General features: G+C 68.4%; 1 protein-coding gene. It reads left to right on the top strand.

Annotated elements, in window-relative coordinates; all coding sequences use genetic code 11:
- Nucleotides 1-154 (top strand): AbrB family transcriptional regulator (locus tag K5Q35_RS23015; protein ID WP_220801480.1); only part of this gene is annotated, 154 nt, incomplete at its 5' end.
- Between the last annotated feature and the right edge of the window lie 90 nt (nt 155-244).

Here is a 244-nt window from a genome sequence, read left to right as displayed (position 1 = left end):
CGCCACCGCCCCGGGCGGGATCGCCCAGATGGGTGCCTTCTCCGCGGAGGTGAAGGCCAACGTCCCGGTGGTGCTGTCCATCCACGTCCTGCGCATCACGTCGGTCATCGTGCTGATGAGCGTGGGACTCAAGCTCATGGGAGGAAAGTCATGACACCCGCCGGTGACCACCGGTCCCTCGCAGGCATCCGGGTCGTCGACCTGAGCCGCGCGCTCGCCGGGCCCTACGCCACGATGATGCTCG

It is taken from the genome of Roseobacter sp. OBYS 0001, from assembly GCF_019654895.1.
Lineage (GTDB): Bacteria > Pseudomonadota > Alphaproteobacteria > Rhodobacterales > Rhodobacteraceae > Roseobacter > Roseobacter litoralis.
The sequence above is the reverse complement of the archived record's forward strand: the minus strand, read 5'-3'. Positions and strand labels throughout refer to the sequence as shown.